This window comes from Cognatundibacterium aquatile (assembly GCF_014699135.1).
Classification (GTDB): domain Bacteria; phylum Pseudomonadota; class Gammaproteobacteria; order Burkholderiales; family Burkholderiaceae_D; genus Undibacterium; species Undibacterium aquatile.
On record NZ_JACOFT010000018.1, the window covers coordinates 1 to 282 of the forward strand.

Annotated in this window: 1 protein-coding gene; it reads left to right on the forward strand. The window is 73.8% G+C overall.

Annotation, left to right across the window (positions count from 1 at the left end):
* The coding region (locus tag H8K26_RS17605) for a hypothetical protein (RefSeq protein ID WP_223827103.1) at positions 1-282 on the forward strand (282 nt) is incomplete at both ends.

Genomic DNA, 282 nt, shown 5'->3' on the forward strand with positions numbered 1-282 from the left:
TGTCGTCGACGAGGATTTCCTCTCCGCGCTCGACGCGGCATGGCATCGCCTGCGGTTGCCGCGCGAGGAGCCGCGCTGGCCGTTCCGCGGCGGCTGGGCGCTGTTCCTCGCCTACGAACTCGCCGCGCAGATCGAGTCGGTGCTGCGCCTGCCGCCCGCCGAGGGCGCGCTGCCGGTCGCGCTGGCGCTGCGCTGCCCGGCCGCGGTGCTGCGCGATCACGCCACCGGCGAATGCGTCGCGATCGCGGAGACCGAACGCGCCGATCTGCTCGACCTCATCCT